Genomic DNA, 17,136 nt, shown 5'->3' on the forward strand with positions numbered 1-17,136 from the left:
GCACAGGATGAACAGCACTCTAGCCGCGAAGTGTCTAGGCTGCCGACATGGCACCGAACATCGCGACCACCACCCGAGTGTCCCTGTCCGAGTTGCTGGACTTCGTACGGCCCCGGCACCGGGCCCTGCTGATCACCCGGCGGTCCGACGGCGGCCCTCAGGCGTCGCCGCTGACCTGCGGGGTCGACGACTCCGGGCGGATCGTGGTCTCCACCTATCCCGAGCGGGCCAAGACCCGCAACGCCAAGCGGGACGACCGGGTCACCCTCGTGGTCCTCAGCGACGACTGGAACGGGCCGTGGGTCCAGATCGACGGCACGGCCGAGGTCATCGACGCGCCCGACTCGGTGGAGCCGCTGGTGGAGTACTACCGCAACATCGCCGGTGACCACCCGGACTGGGACGAGTACCGGGCGGCCATGGTCAAGCAGGGCAAGTCGATCATCCGGGTCACCCCGGAGCGGTGGGGTCCGGTGGCTACGGGAGGGTTCCCGTCGCGGCTGGTGGAGGAGAGGTAGGCAGGCAGCCCGTGCCCGGCGGCGTTCAGCCTCGGGCCGTCATCGCCTCGATGCCCGCGATCAGCAGGTCCAGCGCGAAGACGAAGTCCCGCTCCAGCGTCTCCGGCGCCCCGGTGACCGTCTCCACGGAGTGCCGGAAACAGTCGTCGGGGGTCATCCCGAAGTCGGCGCCGCGGGCCAGGAAGTGGCCCTCGACGGTGCCGTAGCCGTAGACGAAGCGAAAAACGGCCGAGATCGCCCCTGAGATGCCGTGCGCGGGCAGCCCGGTCCTGCGGATCACGCGCTGTACGGCGCGGGAGAACGCCAGCGAGTTCGGGCCGATGTTGAGGTACGTCCCGACGAGCGGGGACAGCCAGGGGTGGCGCACCAGCAGCGCCCGGTACTCGTGGGCGAGGGCGCGCAGTTGCTCGTGCCAGTCCGCGGTGTCGGCCTCCGGGGCGGGCAGCCTCAGTTCGCCGTGGACGGCGTCGAGTGCGAGTTCGAGGAGGTCGTCCTTGGTGTCGACGTACCAGTAGACGGACATCGCCGTCACGTTCAGCTCGGCCGCCAGCCGCCGCATCGAGAACCCGGCCAGCCCCTCCGCGTCCAGCAGCCGCACGGTCACCTCGGTGATCCGCTCCCGGTCGAGCCCCGACGGCTGCCCACCGCCCCGCCCGCTCCGGCGCGGCCGGTCCACCAGCCACACACTGACCCGCGCCGCCCGCCCCGCCGCGCCGTCCTTCGCCATGGGGAACCTTCCTGAGCGTCTCGAACGCCGGTCGGCCTCCCCGCCCCAGGGGAGCGGGGAACTGCGCGGTCGACCCATCACGACCCGCGGCCGCGGGAATGCCGTGCCGCCCGGGTCATGAGGCGTCTTCCCGCTCCGCCCGCCGCGACAACGCCGCCGCCGGCAGTTCCCCGCTTCCCTTCCGGTCAGTTCGGCCGAGTCAGGTCGTAGAAGGTGGCCGAACCGGCCGTCACCTCCTTGAAGTTCTCCTGGACCCAGGTGGTGATCTCGCTGTCACCGCCCATGCCGCCGCCCATGCCGCCGCCCGCGATGAAGTAGTGGATCCTGCCCGCCGCCACGTACTCCTTGAACTGGGCCAGTGTCGGCGACGGGTCGGTGCCGTTGAAGCCCCCGATGGCCATCACGGGTTCACCGGTGGCGAGTTGGTAGCTCGCGGCGTTCTGGGAGCCGATGGCGGCGGCCACCCAGGTGTAGTCGCCCGCGTCCGTCTCCAGCAGCTCCTCGGCCTCGTCGCTGACGGTGGAGCCGTTGAGGAGGCCGCCCATGGCGCCACCGCCACCGGTCATGCCGCCGCCGTCCGCCGTACCGCCGCCGGGGGTGGTCTGCTGGTTCTGGTCGGGGAAGGTCCCGTTCGGGGGCTGTTGGGGGAGCTGGCCGTTCCCCTGGCCCTGCTGGCCCTGCTGGCCCTGCTGGCCCTGCTGGCCCTGCTGGCCCGGCTGGTTCTGGCCGGGGAAGCCGCCGCCGGGGCCGCCGCCCGTGCCTCCGCCGGGGCCGCCGCCCCTACCGCCCGCGACCGTCGGACCGGCGGTGACGATCGAACCGGTGTGCCCCTCGCCCAGCGTCGTGAGGGTGTACGCGGCGGGACCGGCCAGCCCGGTGACCACCGCCAACCCCGCGACCCCCAGGGCGAGTCGACGTCCCAGCCGCGCCACGAACAGCAGCCCGAGCGCGGCCACCAGGCCGCCCACCAGCACCAGCCACTTCAGCCAGGGGTGGTAGTCGGCGGAGCGGTTGAGCAGCACGTATCCCCAGGCGGCCGTGGCCGTCGTCGCCGCGGCGGTCGTCAGCGCCGCCCAGCCGCGCCGCCGCTCGCGCCACAGCAGGGCGGCGCCCATGCCGGTCAGCGGGGCGATGTAGGGGGCGAGGGCGACGGTGTAGTACTCGTGGAAGATGCCCTGCATATAGCTGAAGATCACCGTGGTGATCAGCAGGGAGCCGCCCCAGAGCAGGAAGAGGGCGCGGGTGGCGTCCGTACGGCCCGCCCCGCGGGTCGCGACGAGCGCCGCCACCAGCAGGATCAGCGCGGCCGGGATCAGCCAGGAGATCTGGCCGCCGATGGTGGAGCTGAACATCCGGTCCCAGCCGGTCTCGCCCCAGCCGCCGCCCTGGCCCCCGCCGACGCTGCCGGTCTCCTCGCCGTTGATACGGCCCAGGCCGTTGTAGCCGAAGGTCAGCTCCAGGAAGGAGTTGTTCTGCGAGCCGCCGATGTACGGGCGTGAGGACGCGGGCCACAGTTCGACGACCGCCACCCACCAGCCGCCCGCGACGGCCATGGTGAGCCCGGCGAGCAGCACCTGCCCGACGCGCCTCCTCAGGCCGGTCGGCGCGCACACGACGTAGACGAGCGCCAGCACCGGCAGGATCAGGAACGCCTGGAGCGTCTTGACCAGGAACGCGAGGCCGATCGCGGCCCCGGCCCACATCAGCCACTTGGTCCGCGCCTCCTCCAGGGCGCGCTGGGTGCAGTACACGGCGACGGCCATCAGCAGGGCGAGCGCGGCGTCGGGGTTGTTGAAGCGGAACATCAGCGCGGCGACCGGCGTCAGCGCGAAGGCCGCGAGGGTGAGGAAACCGGCGCCCGCGCCGAACCGGCGGCGCACGGAGGCGTACAGCACACCGGCCGTCGCGACCGCCATCAGCACCTGCGGGAAGAGGATCGCGAAGGAGTTGAGGCCGAGCAGCCGCACGGACAGGGCCATCGGCCACAGGGACGCCGGGGGCTTGTCGACGGTGATGGCGCCCGCCGCGTCCAGCGAGCCGAAGGACATCGCCTTCCAGGACTGGCTGCCCGCCTGTACGGCCGCGGAGTAGAAGGAGTTGGCGTAGCCGGACGCCGTGAGGTTCCAGGTGTAGAGCGCGCCGATCAGCAGCAGCGTGCCGAGGAATGCGGGGCGCACCCAGCGGGAGTCCTCGGGGCGTCCGCGCCACAGCCGCCGGGGGAAGGACGTGCCGGGTGCGGCGTGCGCCGTGGAGGTGGCGGCCGGCGGGCCGTGCAGGGTGGTCGTGGTCATCGGAAGTCCCTCGGGTGGGTGTCGTGCGGGCGCACCGGCTGGAGCGGCATCGTGGCGTCGGCGGCGGCCGTCTCCGGCCACTCGGGCGCTCCGCCCCGCTCGGGCGCCCCGCGCTGGGCGGGCATGGCGCGCAGGAGGCCCGGGTCGCGCTGTTCGGGGAACACCCAGGCCCGGAAGAGCAGGAACCGCAGCACGGTCGCCGCGAGGTTGGCGGCGATCAGTACGGCCAGCTCGGTGGAGTGGGCGGGGTCGGAGGTCGCGGTGTTGAGGGCGGCCAGGGAGCCGCTGGTGAGGGCGAGGCCGATGCCGAGGACGACGAGGCCCTGCGCCTGGTGCCGTACGGCGCCGCCCCGGCCGCGCACCCCGAAGGTGAGGCGCCGGTTGGCCGCCGTGTTGGCGACGGCGGAGACCAGCAGCGCGAGCGCGTTGGCGGCCTGGGAGCCGGTGAAGGAGCGGAAGCCGGTGTAGAGGAGCAGGTAGAAGAGGGTGGAGAGGCCGCCGACGACACAGAAGCCGACGAGTTGGCGGGCCAGCTGGCCGGGTACGTCCTTGATCTCGCGGTCGCGCGGATCGTCACCGAAGGGTCGGGCGAGCCGGTCCAGCGGCAGTGAACCGGTGGCCAGGGCCCGGCCCACCCGCCAGACGCCCTTGAGGTCGTCGGTCGCCGTCCGGACGAGGTGGACGGTGGAGTCGGGGTCGTCGACCCAGTCGACGGGCACCTCGTGGATGCGCAGCCCGGCCCGCTCCGCGAGCACCAGCAGCTCGGTGTCGAAGAACCAGCCGGTGTCCTCCACCAGCGGCAGCAGTGCCTGCGCCACGTCCCGGCGGATCGCCTTGAACCCGCACTGGGCGTCGGAGAAGCGGGCCTGGAGGGAGCCGCGCAGAATGAGGTTGTACGAGCGGCTGATGAACTCCCGCTTCGCGCCGCGCACGACCCGTGAGGAGCGCGCGAGCCGGGAGCCGATCGCCAGGTCCGAGTGACCGGAGATGAGTGGGGCGACCAGCGGGAGCAGCGCGTTGAGGTCGGTGGACAGGTCGACGTCCATGTAGGCGAGCACGGGGGCGTCGGACGCGGACCACACCGCGCGCAGCGCGCGCCCGCGCCCCTTCTGCTCCAGCCGTGCGGCCCGCACCTCGGGGATGCGCTCGGCGAGGTGCCGGGAGACCAGCGGGGTGGCGTCGGTGGAGGCGTTGTCCGCGATGGTGATGCGGAAGGCGTACGGGAAGGTCCGCGTGAGGTGCTCGTGCAGCCGCAGCACGCACGGCTGGAGGTCCTTCTCCTCGTTGTAGACGGGGATCACTACGTCCAGGACAGGCGTACCGGCGTCTCCGGCCGGGAGGTGCTCCCGCGCCGGCAGGGTGCCGGGAGAAGAGTCGGTTCGCATGCCACCGACTCTTCTCAGGCGCCCTGTCGCACCCGTGTGGTGAGGCTGTGCTGCGCCTGTGAGTACGCCGCCTCGTAGGCGTACGCGGCCCCGGGGCCGTCGAGCGCGGGCAGATGGACCGTGAACACGGTCCGTCCGGGCACGCTGTCGACGGTCACGGCACCGCCGTGCGCCGCCGCCACGGCCTGCACGATGGCGAGGCCGAGGCCGGTCGAGCCGGTGGCGCGGGAGCGCCCGGAGTCACCGCGGGCGAACCGTTCGAAGACATGGGGGAGCAGTTCGGCGGGGATGCCCTGCCCGTCGTCCTCGACGTCCACGCACAGCCGGCCGCCGTCACGGCGCACCCGCGCGGTGACGGTCGTACCGGGCGGGGTGTGGGTACGGGCGTTGGCCAGCAGGTTGACCAGCACCTGTTGCAGCCGGGCGGCGTCCGCCACGACCAGGGCGGGTTCGTCGGGCAGGTCGAGCCGCCACACGTGGTCCCGGCCCGCGGCGCGCGCGTCGCTGACGGTGTCGATGACCAGCGGTACGAGATCGGTCTGCTCGAACTGGAGGGGGCGGCCCGCGTCCAGTCGGGCGAGCAGCAGCAGGTCCTCCACGAGCAGGGTCATCCGGCCCGCCTCCGACTCGATCCGCCCGAGGGCGTGCCGGGTGTCGGGCCCGACCTGCTCCCGGCCGCGCCGGGTCAGCTCGGCGTAGCCGCGGATGGAGGCGAGCGGGGTGCGCAGTTCATGGCTGGCGTCCGCGACGAACTGCCGTACCCGGGTCTCGCTGCGCTGGCGGGCGTGCAGGGCGCCGTGGACGTGGTCGAGCATGCGGTTGAGGGCGGCACCGACGCGGCCGACCTCGGTGTGCGGGTCGCACTCGGACTCCGGTACGCGTTCGTCGAGGTTGACCTCGCCGCTGTGCAGGGGCAGTTCGGAGACCCGGGTGGCGGTGGCGGCGACCCGGCGCAGCGGGCGCAGGGCGACCCCGACGATGGCGGCACCGGCGAGGGACGCGGCGACCAGACCGGCGGCGGTGACGCTGACCTCGACGAGGATCAGGGTGTTGATGGTGCCGGTGACACCGGCGGTGGGGACGGCGACGTAGTAGCTGCCGTTGGGGCCGCTGGTGTACTCGACGCGGTAGCCGCCGAGGCCGGGGAGGTCGACGGTCTCCGGCTCGCCCTTGTGCCGGGCGACGGTGGAGAGCGCGGCGATCTGCGCCTCGGTGAGCGGCTCGGCGGCCATGTCCAGGCCGTCCGCGGTCTTCTCGCCGATCCGCGCGTCGGTGACGGTGCCGTTCTGGATCTCGGCGGCGATGGTGCCCTGGGGCTGCGGGCCGCGGGTGACGAAGTCGTCGAGGGGGATGGCCTGCCCGTCGTCGAGGGTGGTGCCGTCCTTGAGGTCCCCGGGCGGGCCGAAGCCCTCGGCCCGCACCGCCACCTCCCGCAGCTGCCCGTCGAGTTGCTCGTAGAGGTGCGAGCGCAGGGCGAGGGTGGTGACCGTGCCGATCACCGCGCAGACCACGGCGATCAGCACCACGGACGCGACGACGAGCCGCGTCCGCAGGGTGCGCGGCTGGCGCCCCGGGCCCCGCGGGGGACGCGGCCGTCGGCGTCCGCGCCCCGTCACGAGGCCGCGGGCTTGATCAGGTAACCGGCGCCGCGCCGGGTGTGGATCATCGGCTCACGCCCGGCGTCGATCTTCCGCCGCAGGTAGGAGATGTACAGCTCGACGACGTTGGCCTGCCCGCCGAAGTCGTAGGACCACACGCGGTCCAGGATCTGCGCCTTGCTGAGCACCCGCCGCGGGTTGCGCATCAGGAAGCGCAGCAGCTCGAACTCGGTCGCGGTGAGGTGGATGGAGTCCCCGCCGCGCGTGACCTCGTGGCTGTCCTCGTCGAGGGTGAGGTCACCGACGACGAGCATCGACTCGGAGCGCCGGTCGGCGGCGCCCGACCGGCGGATCAGCCCGCGCAGCCGTGCGACCACCTCTTCGAGGGAGAACGGCTTGGTGACGTAGTCGTCCCCGCCCGCGGTGAGCCCGGCGATCCGGTCCTCCACCGCGTCCTTGGCGGTCAGGAAGAGCACCGGCACGTCCGGCAGCTCCCGCCGCAGCCGTCCGAGGATGGTCAGCCCGTCCATGTCCGGCAGCATCATGTCCAGGACGACGGCGTCCGGCCGGAACTCCCGCGAGGCCTGGACGGCGCCGTGCCCGTCCCCCGCGGTGCGGATCTGCCAGCCCTCGTAGCGCAGGGCCATCGACAGCAGCTCCGTGATCGACAGCTCGTCGTCCACGACGAGCACCCGGACGGGGCTCCCGTCCGGCCTCAGCAGTTCGGTGCGCCCCTGGGGCGAGGTCGTGGTCATGCGGACCACCCTGTCCACAGGCTCTGAGAGCACGCTTTCGGGAGCCTGTGATTTGTCTGAGAAAGGGCACCCCCGTCAGAAGAGGCCGTCCTGGAGGGGACCGGCGGCGGCCTTGAACCGCCGGACGGGGAAGGTCACTTCACCAGCGCCCTCGGTGCCTCCGGCCTCCCCGGTGGCCGCCACCAGCTCCCATCCCGCCATCAGCCGTGTGTCGAGCACGACCACCGCCCGCGTCCCCGCGCCCGCCCCCGCGACCGCCAGGTGCAGATCGGGCCCGGCGGCGGCCACCAGCTCCCCGCTCACCCGGCCCCCGGCGGCCAGCTCGCTCACCTCCCCCACGGCGCCGGGCACCCCGCCCAGCCCGAACGCGCCGATGTGGTCCACCGCCCGGAACGGCTCCCTGGCCAACGACTCGGGCCACTGGGGCAGTCGTACCGCACGCGCGTGCAACTCGGCGATCTCGGCGGCCCGTTCCCCCTCGGCCTCCGGCAACGCCGACCGCACCGCCCGCTTGGCGCCGTACGGGATCCGGTCCGGCACGCCCAGCGCGGCGCGCAGCAGCTCCTCGGCCCGCCGGGCCGCCATCAGCGGCCCGGCGCCGAGCCAGCTGAAGCAGACGGCCCCCTGTTCCAGCAGCCGCGCCGACCCGCGCTCGACGGCCGTGATCCCGACCTTGACCATGCCGGGACCGAACCAGGCCAGGTAGACGTGGTACGGCCGGGGGTCGTCGGCGACCGTGTCGGCCGCGACGGAGTGCGCCCGGTCCAGCCGCCCGCAGGTGTCGCACCGCCCCCCGGTGCTCCGCCCCGGCACCACGGCCCGCACCGGGCAGGGGTTCCCCCGCGCCCCCGCACAGACCCGCTCACCCCCTTCGACGACCCCGAAGGCCACCCGCTTCCCCCGGACCAGCTCACTCCTGCGTCCCCCGTCCCACGCCAGCACGGGCCGCCCCGACACCCACCGCAGCCCCGAGCACTTCCATGTCTGTGCCATCACCCACGAGCGTAGGCGGCACCACTGACAACGTCATCTTCCGGATAATCCGCAACCAACCGAACCTCTATCCTGGGCGGCATGACAGCCATGGCCCCCGCCCGCACCGAACCGGACCTCTCCTACCTCCTCGACCACACCAGCCATGTCCTGCGCACCCGCATGGCCGCGGCGCTGGCGGAGATCGACCTCACCCCGCGCATGCACTGCGTGCTGGTCCACGCCCTGGAGGAGGAGCGCACCCAGATCCAGCTGGCCGAGATCGGCGACATGGACAAGACGACGATGGTCTCGACGGTGGACGCCCTGGAGAAGGCGGGCCTCGCCGAGCGCCGCCCCTCCAGCAAGGACCGCCGGGCCCGGATCATCGCGGTGACGGAGGAGGGCGCCCGTCTCGCGGAACGCAGCCAGGAGATCGTCGACGGGGTCCACCGGGAGGCCCTCGCGGACCTGGCCCCGGACGAGCGCGAGGTGTTCCTGCGCCTGATGAACCGCCTGGCCACGGGCGCGCTCGGCACCCCGGCGGAGAGCCCCCAGGGGGCGCGCAGGGCACGCCAGCGCAGCGGCGGCTAGCCGCGCACCTCACGGACGCGCACCTTCATCGATCCCGAAACAAATAGTCTGTAACCAAACTATCTGCTACGGTCTCTCTATCGCCATGCCATGCCGGACGAGCAGGGGGAGACCATGTCCGCGACCCGCACCACGGAACTCAAGAACACGGCCACCGGGGAACAGCCACCCGCACCGGAGGCCCGGCGCCACCTCGCCCTGGGCGTGATCGCCACGGGCATGCTGATGGTCGTGCTGGACGGCAGCATCGTGACCGTGGCGATGCCGGCCGTCCAACGGGACCTCGGCTTCACCCCGGCGGGCCTCAGCTGGGTCGTCAACGCCTACCTGATCGCCTTCGGCAGCCTGCTGCTCCTCGCGGGCCGGCTGGGCGACCTCGTCGGCCGCAAACGCATGTTCCTGGCGGGCACCGCGGTCTTCACGGCCGCCTCGGTCCTGGCGGGCGCGGCCACCTCCGGCACCGCCCTCGTCGCCGCCCGCTTCCTCCAGGGCGTCGGCAGCGCGATGGCCTCGGCGGTGGGCCTGGGCATCCTGGTCACGCTCTTCCCGCGCCCCGCCGAACGGGCCCGCGCGATCGCGGTGTTCAGCTTCACCGGCGCCGCGGGCGCCTCCATCGGCCAGGTACTCGGCGGAGTCCTCACGGACGCCCTGAACTGGCACTGGATCTTCTACATCAACCTGCCGATCGGCCTCGCCGCCCTCGCCGTGGGCGCGTACGCCCTCCCCGCCGACCGCGGTCTGGGGCTGCGGGCCGGCGCCGACGCGCTGGGCGCGCTGCTGATCACGGCGGGCCTGGTGCTGGGCATCTACGCGGTGGTCCAGGTGGAACGGACGGGCTGGACGGCGGCGCCCACCCTGACGCTGGGCACCCTGTCCCTCCTGCTCCTCACGGCGTTCACCGTCCGGCAGGCGAAGGCCCGCACGCCCCTGATGCCGCTGCGCATCCTCCGCTCCCGCAACGTGGCCGGGGCCAACCTGGTCCAGATCCTCATGGTCGCGGCGCTGTTCTCCTTCCAGATCCTGGTCGCCCTCCACCTCCAGCAGGTCCTCGGCTACGGCGCCCTGGAGACGGGCCTCGCGATGCTCCCGGCGGCGGTGGTCATCGGCGTGATCTCGCTCGGCGTCTCGGCCCGCCTGAACGCCCGTTTCGGCGAACGCCGGGTCCTCCTGGCGGGCCTCACCCTGCTCGCGGCCCTCCTGGCCCTGCTGACCCGCCTCCCCTCCGACGCGGACTACCTCACGGACGTCTTCCCGCTGATGCTGCTGGCCTCCGGCTTCGGGCTGGCCCTGCCCGCCCTGACCTCCCTCGGCATGTCGGGCGCGGGTCCGGACGACGCCGGACTCGCCTCCGGCCTGTTCAACACCACCCAGCAGATCGGCATGGCCCTCGGCGTGGCGGTCCTCTCCACCCTGGCCGCCGCCCGCACGGACTCCCTCCGCACCACCGGCACACCCCGCCCCGAGGCCCTGACGTCCGGCCACCACCTGGCCTTCGCGGTGGGCACGGGCCTGATCGTCACGGCGATGGCAGTGGCCTGGACGCTGCCGCGCCGCCCGCGCGCCTGACCGGGTCTCGGCGCGGCGATCGCGGCCATGGGCGCGGCAGTCGCACTGAGCCTGGGCAGCGCGGGCGTCGCCGGCGCCAAGATCCAGCCGGTGGACATCTCCTGCACCAACCCGAGCGCTGCGGAGCCGGGCGGCCAGCAGCCGTCCTGTAAGGGCCAGGCGCACACGCAGGAGACCGAGAACCGGAACCCGGCGGGCCAGGCCCCGCCCGGTCAGAACAAGGAGGGACAGCGAGGAGGGACGAAAGTCCGGGACACCCCGGACGGCACCCACCAGCCCCCACCGGCGGAGAACCGCGGGCCGGGGGCTTCATCGTGCCGGGCGCCGGACCGGGGCCACAAGGTCGTTCAAAAACGGCACCCGCCGCGGACGGGCTCCGTAACGTATCGGCCCGTGACGTCCTATGAACGATGGTCCCTGGTCGCCTCCTTCGGCTCCCTGCTCATCAGCGTCGTGGCGTTCGGCGCCCTGGCCTGGCAGCTCCTGATGCTGGCCCGCGGCACGGCCCAGGACCACGACCGGCGCCGCAAACAGGCGACCATGGAGTACCTGACGGCCATCATGGACCGGCGGAAGACCCTCTACGACGAGGGCATACCCGACGAACGCGACCACCCCGCCGTGTCGGCCCTGATCAGCCGCGCACTGGCGGGCGACCCCACGGCCGTCCGGCTGATCACCTCCTACCTCACCGCCTTCAACTACCTGGGCGTGGGCACCCGGTCGGACGCCTTCGACCGCGAGATCGTCGACCAGGCCTGGGGCGGCCTCATCATCGCCGTACGGGACAACTACGCCCCCTGGATCGAGGCCCAGCGGGAGTCACGCGGCGAGCCGCGCCTGTACGAGGACCTCCGCTGGCTGGCGGCGGAGATGACCCCGCGCCGCACCGCCGACGTGCCCCCGCAGGGGGACCCGGTGCGCTAAGAACCGGGGCAGGGCCCGCGCCGCGGCCCGGGGGTCTCGTCCACGAAGCCGTGGTCGGCGGGCCGCGCCGGTCGCTGGGCCAGCCATCCCGAGACCCGGGGGCCGCCGTAGCCGGCCTGTCCCTGCCGGACGGTCCGGACGTGCCGGAAGCCTTGGCGGAGGTAGTACGCCTGGAGGGCCTCGTTGGTCGTCCACGCGTCCAGCCGCAGCCACACGGCCCCCGCCCGGTGGGCACGGTCACCGGCCCAGTCGAGCAGCCGCCCGCCGAGGTTCCGCCCGGCGTGCGTGCGCGCGACGGCGAGCTTGCTGACGAACAGCGCGGGCTCGGCCAACTCGCGCTCCGTCCACAGCCCTTGCCCCGTCGCCCGCGAGGTGAGCGTGACGGTGGCGACCGTGTCCTCGCCGTCCAGGACCAGGAAGACGTCCCCGGCCTCGACCGCGCCGCGCAACCGGTCGACGGGAAAGGGCCGTTGCCACTGGTCGCTGCCGAGCCGCGCCAGCCACCCGGCGGCCTCCGTCCGGAAGGCCACGAGCGTGTCCACGTCCGCGGGCCGGGCGAGGACGACCCTCACGCCGTGTCGCTCCCCGGCCGGTTCCCGCCGCCTCGCTCGCCCCGCTGGCTCACCGCCATCACGAGCACACCGGCCAGCAACAGCGCACTGCCCGTCAGGGTCCCCCCCTGCCGGGTGCCGATGTCCTCGACCACCAGCCCGAAGACCATCTGCCAGCACAGGGCGAGGGCCACCACCAACTGCCCCCACCCGAAGAGCCGCACCCGGCGCACCCGCTCACGGTTCATGGGCAACACCCACCCACGGGCGACGGCCGCCCACCCCGAGGCCCCGACGAGCAGCGCCACGAGCACCAGGAACACGGCGAGATACGGCTTCATGATCACCCCCGGAGAAAAGCCAGGGGCCCCGGATTTCTCCGGGGCCCCTGGGCACTGCGCACTCGGCAGGATTCGAACCTGCAACCTTCTGATCCGTAGGATCGGGCAGCATCTTACGGAGGGGCACCACCACGGCTTGGTTGGATCGCCGACGTTAGTAATCATCGGCTTCTGTGTGCCGTCGTTGCCGTCAGAGCTGCCGTCAACCGCGAACGATACACCGCCACCACGACGGGCTCTCAGCCCGCCCGCCTCAGCTCAGACAACATCGACCTAACGCGCTCCCCAACAGCAGCAGATAGCAACCCGAGGACGGGCCCGTGCAGACCTGAAACCCGACACTTGCGTCCTGTCTACCAAGTTGCAGCTATCCCAACGGGTCCGAGGCGGCTCGCTCCGGTCTCCACCCCGCCCCAGGTGCGTCGTGGCTGGCACGGTCGGTGATTGTCAGGGATCTCTCCGGGAACTTACAGCTCTGATCGTGTGGTGCACCAACTCAGGACAGACATGCAATGCACAGTCAAGCGCGTGCTCAACGGAGGCGGCGTCCGGGCTCCTGTCGACGTCGATAAATTCTGTCCACTTGGCTGGCTTATACCGAGCAAGCATAGAAAGCGAAAAGAGCAACGCCCACCAGGCAATGAGCGGATGTATAGGCTTATCGCTACCATCCAAGGCAGGAAAAACATATCGCCTCTCATCGCCAGCATAAGGGGTCGTGAGAGATTGCGACCACTCCTGAACATTTTCAGGTGGACTCTTCAAGACCCAGACTCGAGATATTCGAGCACACTCTCCCTCCGAGAAGCTTTGAGTCACTTTCCGCAGCTGATTTCCCGCCTCTTGCGCTCCCGTCAAAGTAGGATAGTGGGAGATAAATTCACAGACCTTCCGCTCTTCGTCATCTCGCAGGAAGCGCTTAGATACGCCATCGAGCCACCCGTAGATTCTGAATTCTCCATCGCTAATTCTCTCACCCGGCCCTTGCAGCGAAAATCCAAGGAAGGGATGAAGCGGCTGATTGGAGGACTCTAGAGGGAAGGGCCTCAACTCGGGGATGGTACACCAAATCTTGCCCAGCGGAACTCCTTGACCCAGCGTACTTGACGAGAGAAGTGACGCTAGGCCGATAAAGCTTCCACCCCCTTTCGTGTCATGAAGACCGAGGTTCGCCAACCGTCGATACCGCCCATCAACATCCGCTGTAATCCCATGCTTGGCGAGATCCCACTCCTTCTCTCCCGCTTTCACCGAAGCAGCCGCTATTGCTCGACCCGCCTGACTTATGCCGTAGAACAAGAGCAGGGGGCGTGAGGCATAACCCGCATTCGCAGCCGAAGTGAAGAGCTGCTCAGACTGCTCCAACGCTGCACTGAAGACTTCTCGTCGCGCCCCACTACTGGCTGCACCTGGGGCGCGATGGCGCATCGCCCTGATGCTTCGCCAAACCATGTTTGCACCAGGAGCACTCAGGTCCGCCAAGGTGCCACCAAGCCGATGCCCCCCGGGGCCCAAAGGAGAAGGTAGGTTAACCATGGCGTGATTCTCTCAGTACCTGAAGTCGAGGTGCATGCTCTTTCTCGCGAACGCTCTGCGCACCGCCAACAGGCTGTTAATCGGCGAGTGATAGGTCCTGGGCGAGGACGTGTGAGCCACGCGTGATACACCATCAGCGTTCGGATCGTGGAGGCCGTCGCATGGGAGCCGACCATCCTCGTCCTAGTGGTTCACCTCAGCGCCGGAAGTTCCCCATCCGGGAGCGTGCACCAGCCCGAGCAGCCCGAGGTGAAGACGCAACCGGGGAACGGCCAGTGATGTCCAGTTGCGGAACATGACCGCTCTTACTGCCCCTGACTGTTGGTCGCTCCAGCTAAGGCAGGGGCACACCACGGACATCTCGTCAAGGTGACGTGAAAAGAGTCAAACGGCAACCCCTGTCCAGATCAGTCTGAGATCCTGGAGACTGAGCGAGAGGGGCCGCAGGTATGGAGTGGAAGACCCACGGTGAGCGACAGATCTACACCAACAGGTGGGTGAACCTGTGTCTGGTCGACGTCCAGCAGCCTGACGGGCGCAGGTGGGAGTACCACGTCGTTCGCCTCCGGCACCTGGCCGTGGCCGCCGTGGTCAATGACCGCCAAGAGGTGCTGATGATGTGGCGGCACCGCTTCATCACGGACTCGTGGGCCTGGGAGCTGCCCATGGGCCTGGTGGAGGAGGGCGAGACTCCGGAGGAGGCAGCGGCCCGCGAAGTTCTGGAGGAGACCGGCTGGCGTCCGGGCCCCGTCAAGCCCTTGATCTACGCCGAGCCCGCCAACGGCATCACGGACTCACAGCACCACGTCTTCCGTGTGGACGGCGCGACCTACGCGGGACCGCCCACCGAGAAGAACGAGTCCGACCGCATCGAGTGGGTGCCCCTCTCGGAGGTGCGGGGAATGATCGACCGCCGCGAGATCGTGAGCAGCGGATCACTCGTCGGTCTCCTGTACCTGCTCATGGATGAAGCGATCCGCTGACCGGTGGCATGAGTTCCCGTAGCCTCGCCTCGAAGGCCAGGGCCACGGGCTCCTGCCTGTACGGCGCCAACTGGTCGTAGAACTCTCGGAGGTGGCCGGACACGCGCTCGGAAGCCACCGCGGACGCGGGCTCAAGGGCCTGCGTGGCTGTGTGGCACGCCTGGTCCAGCTTGCCCTGATCGAGCTGCGTACGAGCAAGCCAGAACGTGTGAAAGGCCCGGCCGCGCTGGTTGGTCGGGGCCTCCCGTCGTAAGGCATCCGCGATCAAGGGCTCGGCTGTCGCCGCCTCACCCAGTCGGCCGTGGGCAATACCGGTGTCCACTATCAGCTTCGGCTCATCGAAGTAGGTCACCCATGAGGGGTCCGGGTCGCTCGCCTGGATCTGCTCAAACTGGCGGTGCGCTTCCCCGATCGCCCTCGTGGTGGCGTCCCGGTTGCCGAGTGTGGCGTGAGCAAAGGCTTCCCGCATGGAAAGCATGGAAAGAACGCGCGGGGTGCTGCCGGGAGCGGATCGGGCTTGATCCTGGGCAGCGCTGACGAGCGCAAGAGAGTCCACGGGCTTGTCCTGGTACGTCGCCTGCAAGCTCATGCAGGCCAGGACGTTGGCCATGAACTGCCGATCGTCGATTTCCTTGGCCAGTTGCAGGGCTTCGGTGAAGTACGCGCGGGCCTGGTGGTACTGGCGGGCGTCGAAGTAGGTCCAGCCGGTGAGGCGCGCCAACTCAGCCGCGATGCCGTACAGCCCGTTCTGGATGGACGGCGGTCGGCCTTCCTTCAGTAGTCCTACCACGTAGCGGAGCTGCCCCACGATGGCCGGTCTCAGGGCCTCGCCGCCGTGCTGGTCGTCCCGCCGCCAGTAGTCCTCAATGGACGACCGAAAGGCTTCCAGCGTGGCTCCGTTGAGGCTGGTCCGAGTGGCCAACGCAAGGATGCTGTCCACGTCTGGCCCGGGCAGGGATGCAGGCTCATGCCTCTCCGGCTCCCGCTCTGGCGGCATCTCACGATCGGTGACGGCGAGCGCCTGCGGCGTCTCCCAAGGTCGTCGGGCAAGCCCGAGCATGTGTCCTGGGATGCGCAAGCCGTCCGCGATGCGCTCGATGACGTCCATGTGCAGCAACTGACGCCTGCCAGCAATTACCTCGCCGACCCGGCTGGGCGTCAGTTCGCATCTCCTGGCGATCATCGACGGGTAGATACCCGCCCTTGTCTTCACCAGCCGGAAGACCCTGGCGAAGTCCCGCATCCGGCACGCGTTGATCATCTCGGGATCGGTCAGCAGCCTGGCAGGAAGCTCCTGCGGCCGGTCGGCGTCGGGCATTGGGCAAGCTCCCAGACTGCGAGGGCTACGCAACGTCGCGAAATCTCTACTTGCGGCGATGTTACCCAAGTTGGGTAATCAGCCTGACCTTTCCTCAGCGGTGTACCGATCGCGATGCTCCTGTGCATGGCGAGCAACCAGCAGACCAGACCAGGCATCGGTGAACTGGCGAAGGACATCGCCAGCGGACGCGTCGGCGTCGTCATGGGTGAGACCGGTGGCCGCGTGCAGATAAGGCCGGTCGGCGGCGGTGTCGAATGGGATGCCATGCCGGACAACGTGGTGGCGCCGGGCGCGCGGGAGGAACTGAGCGCGCGTGTGGCCATTGCGAACGGCAACAGTCGGTCCAGGCTGTGATGCGCGCCATCGGCCGGTATGCGGGAGTCCTCTTCATCGTCCTGCTCAGCGGGTCCTGCGGCCTGGTGATCGGGATGGCTCTCAGCATCCGCCCGTAGACCGGCCAACCCCGAACGGGTACCAGTTCCCGGCTCCCGCCCCCGTCCGGGGTTGGCCATCCAATCCCACGTCGCAGACCGTCCGTAGGTCACGGCTTCGCGATCGATGTGGACGGTAAGTGCCACACACCACCAACCCAAGGAGAAGGCGCATGACGGCAACGGCGAACGATCAGAAGACCGGCCGCTCGGTGGCTGGTGAGGAACTCTTCCAGAGCCTCGCCCACTTCGTGGTCATCCACAACGGGCAGTCGCCCGAGCGTGCCGAGCAGATCGCGGACCAGGCGGTCGCCTTCGTAGTCACGGCGGCGACCGCCACGGTTCCCATGGTCCCGTCGGACGACGTGGACCTGGGTCTGCACGCCCTCATCCTGCACACGAAGGAGTACGCCGCGCTGTGCGAGCAGTACGCGGGCCGCTTCCTGCACCACAACCCGATGCCGGGTGGGGAGAGCCGCGACCCGGAAAAGGTCGCCGCCTCGGCGCGTGCCATCAAGGCCGCCGGATTCGTCGTCTTCGACGACCTCTGGACCATGGACGGCGAGAACCTCGGCCAGTGCGACTCGGACTGTGGGCGACCGTACGGTCAGGCGTAGCACACGACCAACAGCGACGTGGC

At 70.4% G+C, this 17,136-nt stretch carries 17 protein-coding genes; 7 read left to right on the forward strand and 10 right to left on the reverse strand.

Features of this window, described 5'->3' with window-relative positions; all coding sequences use genetic code 11:
- Positions 1 to 47: 47 nt before the first annotated feature.
- Positions 48 to 518 (forward strand): PPOX class F420-dependent oxidoreductase, encoded by a 471-nt coding sequence (locus KBY47_RS21805; RefSeq protein WP_210923215.1) that lies wholly within the window; start codon positions 48 to 50, stop codon positions 516 to 518.
- Between the two features lie 25 nt (positions 519 to 543).
- Here KBY47_RS21805 and KBY47_RS21810 read toward each other — a convergent pair whose 3' ends face one another.
- The 6 genes from KBY47_RS21810 to KBY47_RS21835 all read right to left on the reverse strand — a co-directional run bounded on the left by KBY47_RS21810 (position 544) and on the right by KBY47_RS21835 (position 8,267).
- Positions 544 to 1,245: a TetR/AcrR family transcriptional regulator gene (locus KBY47_RS21810; RefSeq protein ID WP_210923217.1), complete on the reverse strand. Its 702-nt coding sequence runs from the start codon at positions 1,243 to 1,245 to the stop codon at positions 544 to 546.
- 185 nt (positions 1,246 to 1,430) lie between these two features.
- Positions 1,431 to 3,536, reverse strand: a complete 2,106-nt coding sequence (locus tag KBY47_RS21815) for a glycosyltransferase family 39 protein (RefSeq protein ID WP_210923219.1) — start codon at positions 3,534 to 3,536, stop codon at positions 1,431 to 1,433.
- Positions 3,533 to 4,921 carry a bifunctional glycosyltransferase family 2/GtrA family protein gene (locus KBY47_RS21820; protein WP_210923221.1) on the reverse strand — a complete coding sequence of 463 codons (1,389 nt, stop codon included), beginning with the start codon at positions 4,919 to 4,921 and terminating at the stop codon, positions 3,533 to 3,535. The genes KBY47_RS21815 and KBY47_RS21820 overlap by 4 nt, the downstream gene beginning before the upstream one ends.
- Before the next feature lie 14 nt (positions 4,922 to 4,935).
- Positions 4,936 to 6,537, reverse strand: a complete 1,602-nt coding sequence (locus KBY47_RS21825; RefSeq protein ID WP_210923224.1) for a HAMP domain-containing sensor histidine kinase — start codon at positions 6,535 to 6,537, stop codon at positions 4,936 to 4,938.
- Complete coding sequence (locus KBY47_RS21830) at positions 6,534 to 7,274, reverse strand: response regulator transcription factor (protein WP_210923226.1); 741 nt, start codon at positions 7,272 to 7,274, stop codon at positions 6,534 to 6,536. Before KBY47_RS21830 ends, KBY47_RS21825 begins: the two co-directional genes overlap by 4 nt.
- 75 nt (positions 7,275 to 7,349) lie before the next feature.
- On the reverse strand, positions 7,350 to 8,267 hold the full coding sequence (locus KBY47_RS21835) for a DUF2797 domain-containing protein (RefSeq protein ID WP_210923227.1): 918 nt from the start codon (positions 8,265 to 8,267) through the stop codon (positions 7,350 to 7,352).
- 81 nt (positions 8,268 to 8,348) lie between these two features.
- On the opposite strand from KBY47_RS21835, the gene KBY47_RS21840 reads away from it, so the two are divergent.
- From KBY47_RS21840 to KBY47_RS21850, 3 genes are all read left to right on the forward strand, one after another.
- Entirely contained in the window at positions 8,349 to 8,840 is a 492-nt protein-coding gene (locus KBY47_RS21840) for a MarR family winged helix-turn-helix transcriptional regulator (RefSeq protein ID WP_210923229.1), read from the forward strand.
- Between the two features lie 90 nt (positions 8,841 to 8,930).
- Complete coding sequence (locus tag KBY47_RS21845; protein WP_282108433.1) at positions 8,931 to 10,406, forward strand: MFS transporter; 1,476 nt, start codon at positions 8,931 to 8,933, stop codon at positions 10,404 to 10,406.
- A gap of 393 nt (positions 10,407 to 10,799) precedes the next feature.
- Positions 10,800 to 11,333 carry a DUF4760 domain-containing protein gene (locus KBY47_RS21850; protein WP_210923231.1) on the forward strand — a complete coding sequence of 178 codons (534 nt, stop codon included), beginning with the start codon at positions 10,800 to 10,802 and terminating at the stop codon, positions 11,331 to 11,333.
- Here the strand turns inward: KBY47_RS21850 and KBY47_RS21855 are convergent.
- The 3 genes from KBY47_RS21855 to KBY47_RS37395 form a co-directional block, all read right to left on the reverse strand.
- The gene (locus tag KBY47_RS21855) at positions 11,330 to 11,905 is read right to left on the reverse strand and encodes a GNAT family N-acetyltransferase (RefSeq protein WP_210923233.1); all 576 of its coding nucleotides are present in this window, start codon (positions 11,903 to 11,905) and stop codon (positions 11,330 to 11,332) included. The two genes, KBY47_RS21850 and KBY47_RS21855, sit on opposite strands and share 4 nt — an antisense overlap.
- A complete protein-coding gene (locus KBY47_RS21860; protein ID WP_210923236.1) occupies positions 11,902 to 12,225 on the reverse strand; it encodes a hypothetical protein in 324 nt (107 codons plus the stop codon). The genes KBY47_RS21855 and KBY47_RS21860 overlap by 4 nt, the downstream gene beginning before the upstream one ends.
- Before the next feature lie 447 nt (positions 12,226 to 12,672).
- Positions 12,673 to 13,761, reverse strand: a complete 1,089-nt coding sequence (locus tag KBY47_RS37395) for a YaaC family protein (protein ID WP_374103094.1) — start codon at positions 13,759 to 13,761, stop codon at positions 12,673 to 12,675.
- A gap of 449 nt (positions 13,762 to 14,210) precedes the next feature.
- Between KBY47_RS37395 and KBY47_RS21870 the strand changes: the two genes are divergently transcribed.
- On the forward strand, positions 14,211 to 14,744 hold the full coding sequence (locus KBY47_RS21870) for an NUDIX hydrolase (protein WP_210923240.1): 534 nt from the start codon (positions 14,211 to 14,213) through the stop codon (positions 14,742 to 14,744).
- Here the strand turns inward: KBY47_RS21870 and KBY47_RS21875 are convergent.
- Positions 14,722 to 16,062 (reverse strand): helix-turn-helix transcriptional regulator, encoded by a 1,341-nt coding sequence (locus KBY47_RS21875; protein WP_210923244.1) that lies wholly within the window; start codon positions 16,060 to 16,062, stop codon positions 14,722 to 14,724. The genes KBY47_RS21870 and KBY47_RS21875 overlap by 23 nt on opposite strands.
- 114 nt (positions 16,063 to 16,176) lie before the next feature.
- On the opposite strand from KBY47_RS21875, the gene KBY47_RS21880 reads away from it, so the two are divergent.
- Positions 16,177 to 16,419: a hypothetical protein gene (locus tag KBY47_RS21880; RefSeq protein ID WP_210923246.1), complete on the forward strand. Its 243-nt coding sequence runs from the start codon at positions 16,177 to 16,179 to the stop codon at positions 16,417 to 16,419.
- Positions 16,420 to 16,669: 250 nt separating this feature from the next.
- The gene (locus KBY47_RS21885; RefSeq protein WP_210923248.1) at positions 16,670 to 17,113 is read left to right on the forward strand and encodes a hypothetical protein; all 444 of its coding nucleotides are present in this window, start codon (positions 16,670 to 16,672) and stop codon (positions 17,111 to 17,113) included.
- Positions 17,114 to 17,136: the final 23 nt, after the last annotated feature.

The sequence above is a fragment of the Streptomyces sp. B93 genome (genome assembly GCF_018070565.1).
Lineage (GTDB): Bacteria > Actinomycetota > Actinomycetes > Streptomycetales > Streptomycetaceae > Streptomyces.